A 7,560-nucleotide genomic window follows, 5' to 3' on the forward strand; every position below is an offset into this window, starting at 1 on the left:
ATACCCAAATTCCGTATAGTACTTATGTACAATGCCTAAGTCCTAGATTACTGAAGTTTTGGATTGGGGTTTAAAGCCTAAAAGAGTGACTACTGACCTTTGGTATTCCAGCAAAGAAAACCTAAAGTTATTGAAAAACAAGGGACTAAGGTTTTTAACTGGTGTGGCTAAAAATCTCTCACACTCGGTTGATGGTAAAAATTTTACCCAAGTTTAAAATTTAGAAATTCCGGCATCGGGTTTAATAGTGTATCTAAAAAATTTTGGTCAGGTAAAGGTATTTCGCAGAAGTTTCAAAAACGTTCGCGTAGAACCTTACAGATTCTTAGAGAAAGCAGTGCTGTCAGCAAGTGGCAAGATTATCGGCGTTTTGAAGTTCTCAAAATCTGGGAGAAATCTTTTTACAGCAAAACGAACGGCTTCACGTGCCATATCATCTATAGCCGTGCCAACAACCAAAATATTAACGCCTGTACCAATAAATGCTTTAAAATTTTTGATGTTGATGCCACCTTCTGCCAGAGTAGGTGTAGTTACAGAATTAATCAAGGCTTTCAATCGCTCCTGAACGGGCGGAGCAATTTCGCCGGCAGCGACACCCTCGTAGCTCATGCCAGTCGTCAAACCAATCATGTCTACACCAATTTCTTCCATCTCTTTCGCAATTAGAGCAACCTCTTTCGGTGTTTCGGCTGGGATACCAAACAAATGTAGATCACTGGGATGGGCAATATAGGCATCTACAACCAAGCCATTGCGATGTGCAACTTTGACTATATCGCGCAAACCTTCCCACGTGGTTTTGTGAACGTGAAGCCCATCTGCCCCAGCGAGAGAGAGTAGCATTGCTTCCTTATCCGTAAAGGGTGTCGGCACTGTTTCGGTGAAAGTGCCCAGAGCACCTACGGTGATAAAAATATCACGACTGACGACGTTACGAACTCCTTCTACCACAGTAACCATTTCCTCAATCGGAATTTCATGGCGGAGTAACTCAGCATCGTGCATGGATGTGACACCTTTGTATCCACGAGCCAAGGCGACGGCTGGATGATTCGGTTCGAGCAGCCGAGCGCCAGCTTCCACAGCGGCTAGAGCCAGCCGAGCATCATCGCCAGTGATCCCCGTGCTGAGTAATGTTGTTCCACCGTGAGCCTTAATCGCATCATGAACTTTCTGCATGGCAAAATCACGCTTGCGTTTCATATCACTATTAATCATCAGAACTTCCTTGCTCATGCTGAGTTTAAGTAAAGTCAATAAATTACTGTTACCATTTCCTTATCCTTGAAAGCTGTTTGAGCAGTCAGTCAACCCAACTCAGCTTTTCTTCTCCCCATCTCCCTCTCCCCCGTCTCTTGCCCCCTGCTCAAGAGCTCCCCATCACGGTGCCAGGTAATAGAAAGCCCAGTTGTGAGGTCAATTGCGGAGCAATTCATCCGGGCAAATCAGTCTCCTAGACGGGACGAAAGGCAGCTTTGAGAGGAAATGAATTCCGGGGTAGAGCCGGAACTTATTTTGCGTCGTCGCCGTCAAACACGCAACACGACGCCAAACCACGACGACGAACGAGAAAAATCCGGTAGTACAGATTAATTAGAACCAAGTAGGACCATCATCATCATCATTTTCTCCATCACTTACTTCTTCCGGATCGGGCCTCCCATTATCGTCTAAACCTCTAAAAGAACCGGAACCGTCTACGGCGGGAGCAGGTGCTAAGATCCACGAGTCGTCAGCATTTTCCACAGTAGTTATATAACCATCGTACTTTGTATCGGGAGCTAGGCTTTGATTACTGTAGGAGATGTTGGTGATGCGAACGCGATCGCCATAGCGAATTGGACTTGCATCGCCATCAGCTTTAGTAATCTGCCAGCTCTGTTTATCCTCATCATAGCCATCTTGCCAATAGTAACAATCATGGCTATCCGCAAAAGCCCCCAAAATATTATTGTTGCCCATTGCTGATTCTGTCGTTCTGATTTTGATCTGACTGTTGGCTTGAACCTCGCCATTGCCGCCCACAAGTTCAAGTTTTGCTAGTTTTTTTTCTCTTGGCTCAACTTCGGCCAGTTGTAGCGTCCTTGTTCAACCGCAATCAAGTATTTACTGCTCTCATGCTTGAGATAGAAGGCATCACCAAATTTAACAACATCTTGATTAGCCATCGAGAACTTTCTCCTTTATTAGTAAATTAGTTTGCAGAAATGCCAAGGTACTTTAGAAACTGCTTTGCGACTTTTTATTGTCTAGAATACCATTTCTCAACAGTAAGATGTATATGCGCTCATCAAGATTCCCCTTATCAGTTAGACTGTGTTGGACTGACTAAAAAGTTTGTAAAATTTTTACAAGCTTTTTCAAGATTTCTATTGCAAAAAGCGACCCCAAGACAAAACTTAAAGGTTTTACTGTACAATACCAAAAGTTATCGGGATTTAATGGTCTATTTTTTGGATGCTAATAACATCATCTTTGGTACAGTTCAGTGGCGTTGTCAGCGCTCCACTCAGCAAGCTTGAGGCAATGTCTACTGGAGTCTTTATTAGCCCTTTGGGCAAGGCAGTCCTAATACAACAAGTGGATGGGGGGATAGGGAGCTAAAGGCAAGGGGAAAAAAAGCTAATTTCAGCTTGCAGTCTTTTTCCCCTTTGCGCCTCTGCCTTTATTTGTAAATATTAGTCAGCTATATTTATGAGGCAGACTTGATCCGATTAATCAATGCCAAAATTACGAACTAGCAATTATAAATTGAAAATTATAAGCATTTATGCGTATTCATCGTTGCCTAATTTTAGGTATACTAATCTTTTTCTTAATTACAACTGTTTTACCAGCCACCGCAGAGGATTCTATTTCCCGAACTCAATCTAAAGTCATCTTACTGGAACAAGGAAAACAACTTTATGATGCCGGAAAGTTAGTAGAAGCTGCACAAATTTGGTCACAAGCAGCCCAGATATTTCAGCAAAGTAAACAGCAGCACTATCAAGCATTAAATTACAACTATCTGGCTATTGTTTATCAAGACTTGGGTAAGTGGGAAGAAGCGCGATCGCTCATCACCCAAGCACAGAATATCCTAAAAACACTGGATGATTCCTTCCTTTACGCCCAAGTCCTCAACACCCAAGGAAGTTTACAATTAAATACTGGTCAACCAGAAATAGCCTTAGAAACTTGGCAGCAGGCTGAGAAAATCTATCGTTCCTTCAAGGATGTCACAGGGATTGTACTGTCGCAGATTAACCAAGCCCAAGCATTACAAACTTTAGGAGAGTATCGTCGCGCCCAAAGGCAACTAGAACAAATCAATCAAGACCTTGCTGTTTTACCTGATAATCTCCTAAAAGCCAGGGGATTGCGGAGTTTAGGCGTAACTCTGCAAGTAGTGGGAGATTTAGAGCGATCGCAACAAGTATTATCGCAAAGTTTAGCGATCGCAAAGCAAGTAAATTCTACCGCAGATATCGCTGAAACCTTATTGAGATTGGGGAATACCGCTAGAGCTAGGGAAGATTTTAAAGCCGCCTTAGAATTTTATCAACAAGCAGGTGCAATTGGTGGCGAGCATACTGAATTAGAAGCACTCCTTAACCAACTCAGCCTTTTAATAAAAACTGAGCAAAATCCAGATGCACTAGTACTATTACCCCAAATTCAAGAACGTCTTGCTAACATTCCTGCCAGTCGTTGGGGAATTTACGCGCAAGTTAATTTAGCAGCAAGTTGGATGAAACTGTCATCATCAAAAACAAAAGACATTGCTCAACTTTTGGCAACAGCAGTCAAACAGGCGAGCGAATTAACAGATGCAAGAGCGCAAAGTTATGCTTTGGGAGAGTTAGGACATCTCTACGAACAAACTCAGCAATTCTCAGAAGCCTTAAATCTCACCCAAACAGCACTAACTTTAGCACAGGGAGTGCAAGCAGATGATATTGCAGTCAATTGGTTGTGGCAGCAAGGGCGAATTGAGAAAGCTAGGGGAAATATTGAGTCAGCAATTACTGCTTATGAACAAGCTGTTGGTTTTTTAACATCTCTGCGTCAAGACTTAGTGCAATTGAATCCTGACGTGCAATTTAATTTCCGCGATCGCGTTGAACCAGTGTATCGGCAGTTAGTACAATTACTTTTACAAGATGTAGACAGCCTATCACAAATCATCAAGCAACAACACTTAGAGAAATCTCGCAAAACAATTGAAGCACTGCAATTAGCAGAATTAGAAAACTTTTTCCACCAAGCCTGCTTAACTTATAAACCGCAACCAATAGATAAAATTGATCTAAAAGCCGCAGTGATTTACCCAATTTTGCTAGAACGTCGCTTGGAAGTAGTTGTTTCTCTTCCTGGACAACCTTTGCGACATTATGGAACAAACCTTTCCTCAAAAGAGGAATCAGAGGTTTTTGATGAACTGCGCCAGTCTTTAAACCCTGCTTTCTTGCCTGATGAGGTACTACCTTCTGCCCAAAAATTGTATGATTGGTTGTTGCGTCCTGCCGAAAAAGAGATAGAACTTCAGAAGATTAAAACCTTAGTGTTTGTCTTGGATGGTTTTTTACGCAGTGTACCAATGGCAGTTCTTCACGATCGCCAACAGTTTATCATCCAGAAGTACAGCATAGCATTGACTCCTGGTTTGCAACTATTAGAGTCTCGGCATCTTCCTCCCCAACAGTTTCAAGCCTTAACAGCGGGTTTAGCAGAAGCACGTCAAGGTTTTGCTGAGTTACCTGGTGTCAAGCAAGAAATTAAACAAATTACAAACTATGTCCATGCAAAGATACTACTAAATGAAAAATTTACTCGCGCCAACGTCCAAAAACAAATAGAAGAAGTTCCCTTTTCTATAGTTCATCTTGCCACCCACGGAGAATTTAGCTCCAAAGCCGAAGACACATTTCTTTTAACTTGGGAAGACCGAATTAATGTTAAAGATTTAGATAGATGGTTAAAAGGTGCATCTTCAAAACTGAGCAAAAATGCTCTACGCCAACCAATTGAACTACTAGTTCTCAGCGCTTGTCAAACTGCTAAAGGCGACAACCGCGCTGCTTTAGGATTGGCAGGAATTGCCGTCCGTTCTGGTGCTAGAAGTACTTTAGCAACCCTCTGGTCAGTACAAGACAAATCAACTGCTGACTTGACAGCAGAATTTTACCGTCTGCTTACCCAAAATGTCGTCAGCAAAGCCGAAGCACTGCGTCAAGCACAACTATCTCTATTAAATTCTCCTCAGTACAAACATCCTTATTATTGGTCTGGGTTTGTACTGGTAGGAAATTGGCGTTGACTCACGATGAAGGAGACAGGGAGGCTTAACAATTCAAAACTCAAAATCTTGCATTAAAGACATTTTAAAACGAACAGGACTGCGGTCTTGCTGTCTCCGCAAGAGGAGCAACTTGGGGGATTTAAACCCCTACTGTAGCTTGCTTCCCGCAGGGTAACTGATCGGAGGCGGAGTAGCTCTGACTCCGCGCTACATGTAGACGTAGGAATCTTAAACCCTTTTATTTACGATAACACCTGAACTCTGATAAATAACAACTGACCACAGACCACAGACATTTCATAAAATGATAATAAATAATGCCTCATATCAATTTAAATTCTTTACTGTTGGCTTATCTTTACAACTGTTGATGTTTGCCTTACCCAGTTTGGCGCAATCAGAATCAGTCACATCAAAAGCCAACCTACTAAAGCAATTCGTTTTTCAGGAGACTTTTGAACCACCTGGAGAGCCAGAACCAAAAAGTGAAACTGTGGGTGCAGGTTCTCGTGATGGGCTGAGGTGTTCTGAGAATGAACAGCCCATTAGACCTTTGATGCCAAAGCGTAACTTTGGGTTAACCTTCCAAGATCATCCTCCCGTATTCATTTCCTTACCCAAAACTTCAGCACAGAAGGTTGTGCTGACCTTTAGAGATGAAACAGGTAACTATTATGAAAGAACTTTTTTACCTATTACTGCTAGCGGAGGAATTATTAGCTTCACTCAACCCAAAGAAAAAACGCCGCTAACTGTAGGTAAAAATTACGAATGGTCATTGGTAGTTGTATGTGGAAAAACTGTGCAGCCAGACGATCCTGTATTTAAGGGTTGGGTACAACGAGTTGCAAAAACGACCAAACTAGATAAAGAGTTGAGACAAATGACTGTTATTGACCAAGCAAAGTGGTACGCGCAGAGAGGATACTGGTATGAAATGCTCATGACAATAGAGAAAGCAAAGAAAGTTGAACTGAAGTAGCTCTGAGTTAATCCTCTAGATATCCCCTTTGAAATGCCAGCTATTATTCGAGGTAAAACTGGAGGAAGATCGTAATTTAGTAGGATTGATTAGCCTACGTTTGAGGGACGTTGCACACTAAGACATTTATAAATAAGATACTACAATCCTTGTAATTGGCATGAATCGCATTCTTACAGCATCAGAACACTTGATGTGGTTATCATACAACAATAGCCCGGAAAATGTTACCTTGTCAGTAACTATTAAAGGCTCATTTACCATTGATTTATTAACTGAAGCTCTGGCTTGGCTACAACTAAGGCATTCTCGGTTAAGAGTAAAAATAGTCACTAACAATCAAAATCAGCCACAATTTTCCTTAGAAAACGTTCCGCCTATTCCACTACGAGTAATTGAGCGACAAGGAGAAGAACATTGGTGTCGGGAGATGGTAGAAGAATTACGTCACCCTTTGAGTTGGAGTAAAGAACCCTTGCTGCGCGTATTGTTGCTGCACTCACCTGATATTTCTAACCTAATAATTACTTTTCATCATTGCATTGGTGATGGTCTATCAGGAGCTTATCTGATCCGAGATATCTTGCAATTTATTAGTGAACCAGACAACCCTCGTGAGCTTTTGCCAGACTTGCCTCCTATTGATGAAATTATCCCTTATATTATAAAAGATGTGGTTTTAAAAAACTTAAATGAATCAAGAGATACCAAATGTATTTTAACAACAACTTATCGAAATAAGCAGTCGAATAATATTGTAGATTCCTTGGCAATTCGCCTGTTTCACTGGACGTTATCTTCAGCGGAAACTACTAAACTTGTAGCTCGTTGTCGAGTAGAAAAGACCTCTGTTCACGGGGCTTTGTGTGCTGCATTTCTTTTAGCGATTGCTGCTGAAGTCAAATCCTCTACTGAAATTATTCTGAGGTGTAAAACAACAGTAAATATCCGCAATTATTTGACAATTTCCGTCAACGAAAATCTAGGTGAGTACATTACTCGACTAGTCACCGCTCATCGATTAAGCCAGAAGACCGATTTTTGGGACTTAGCACGTGAAGTTAAATATAAGCTCAATCAAGTGGTAGCAGACGGAAAATTATATGACGATGTACTAATAGCAAGAGCCTTATTATCTAGCAACTCTAACAAAGGTGGAGAAACTTCAGATTTCAGAAAGCTAGTGGGGATAGTAGAGAACTCTTGCAAAAGTCTTTTGTGATATGATTAAGGGTTTGACAATTTCCGATTAGGACAATAATAAGCAGTGAAATTTTGGAGAGCCAAACAG

General features: G+C 41.5%; 6 protein-coding genes and 1 pseudogene. 4 read left to right on the forward strand and 3 right to left on the reverse strand.

What is annotated here, in order from left to right; genetic code table 11:
- Positions 1 to 46: 46 nt before the first annotated feature.
- A pseudogene (locus V7K49_RS34635) lies at positions 47 to 301 on the forward strand (IS701 family transposase); the annotation flags it as partial.
- A 14-nt stretch (positions 302 to 315) separates the two neighbouring features.
- Here V7K49_RS34635 and V7K49_RS10635 read toward each other — a convergent pair.
- The 3 genes from V7K49_RS10635 to V7K49_RS10645 all read right to left on the reverse strand — a co-directional run bounded on the left by V7K49_RS10635 (position 316) and on the right by V7K49_RS10645 (position 2,171).
- Entirely contained in the window at positions 316 to 1,221 is a 906-nt protein-coding gene (locus V7K49_RS10635) for a hypothetical protein (RefSeq protein ID WP_335205501.1), read from the reverse strand.
- Between the two features lie 375 nt (positions 1,222 to 1,596).
- The gene (locus V7K49_RS10640) at positions 1,597 to 2,028 is read right to left on the reverse strand and encodes a hypothetical protein (protein WP_335205502.1); all 432 of its coding nucleotides are present in this window, start codon (positions 2,026 to 2,028) and stop codon (positions 1,597 to 1,599) included.
- Between the two features lie 14 nt (positions 2,029 to 2,042).
- The gene (locus V7K49_RS10645) at positions 2,043 to 2,171 is read right to left on the reverse strand and encodes a hypothetical protein (protein ID WP_335205503.1); all 129 of its coding nucleotides are present in this window, start codon (positions 2,169 to 2,171) and stop codon (positions 2,043 to 2,045) included.
- Between the two features lie 602 nt (positions 2,172 to 2,773).
- Here V7K49_RS10645 and V7K49_RS10650 point away from each other — a divergent pair.
- The 3 genes from V7K49_RS10650 to V7K49_RS10660 all read left to right on the forward strand — a co-directional run bounded on the left by V7K49_RS10650 (position 2,774) and on the right by V7K49_RS10660 (position 7,491).
- Complete coding sequence (locus tag V7K49_RS10650; protein ID WP_335205504.1) at positions 2,774 to 5,305, forward strand: CHAT domain-containing protein; 2,532 nt, start codon at positions 2,774 to 2,776, stop codon at positions 5,303 to 5,305.
- A 286-nt stretch (positions 5,306 to 5,591) separates the two neighbouring features.
- Positions 5,592 to 6,269, forward strand: a complete 678-nt coding sequence (locus V7K49_RS10655) for a DUF928 domain-containing protein (RefSeq protein ID WP_335205505.1) — start codon at positions 5,592 to 5,594, stop codon at positions 6,267 to 6,269.
- Between the two features lie 160 nt (positions 6,270 to 6,429).
- Entirely contained in the window at positions 6,430 to 7,491 is a 1,062-nt protein-coding gene (locus V7K49_RS10660) for a condensation domain-containing protein (protein WP_335205506.1), read from the forward strand.
- Positions 7,492 to 7,560 lie beyond the last annotated feature (69 nt).

It is taken from the genome of Nostoc sp., from assembly GCF_036919675.1.
In the GTDB taxonomy this organism is placed as follows: Bacteria; Cyanobacteriota; Cyanobacteriia; order Cyanobacteriales; family Nostocaceae; genus Nostoc.